Origin of the sequence: Mesorhizobium sp. M1D.F.Ca.ET.231.01.1.1 (assembly GCF_003999155.2) — a bacterium.
In the GTDB taxonomy this organism is placed as follows: domain Bacteria; phylum Pseudomonadota; class Alphaproteobacteria; order Rhizobiales; family Rhizobiaceae; genus Mesorhizobium.
In genome coordinates this window covers 1-318 of record NZ_RZOZ02000181.1, presented here as the reverse complement: position 1 = coordinate 318, position 318 = coordinate 1, and the positions used below count along the sequence as shown (strand labels likewise).

Genomic DNA, 318 nt, shown 5'->3' with positions numbered 1-318 from the left:
GTGGTTCTGCTTGGGACGCTGCGGCGGGCGCCCGGTTGAGGCGACTCCGATATGCCGCCATTGGAAAACGCCCCCCCCGCCGCTCTGTTCCGGCGGCTCACCCGCCCGAATGCGGATCGATGCTGTAAGGATATACCGGATAGCCCGGCCCGATCGCCTCGCCGACCCGCTCCACCCAGGCGCTGATCGCCGGATAATCGGCTAGCTCAAAGCCGCAATCCTCGGCACGATGGCTGTAGGCATAGACGGCGATGTCGGCGATGGTGAGCCTATCGCCGACCAGGAAAGGCGTGTCAGCCAAGCTGCGCTCCAGCGCGC

General features: G+C 66.4%; 1 protein-coding gene. It reads right to left on the bottom strand.

The genetic code is table 11. From position 1 onward, the window contains the following. Positions 1 to 97 precede the first annotated feature (97 nt). The coding region (locus tag EN874_RS32860) for a glutathione S-transferase C-terminal domain-containing protein (RefSeq protein ID WP_189396755.1) at positions 98 to 318 on the bottom strand (221 nt) is incomplete at its 5' end.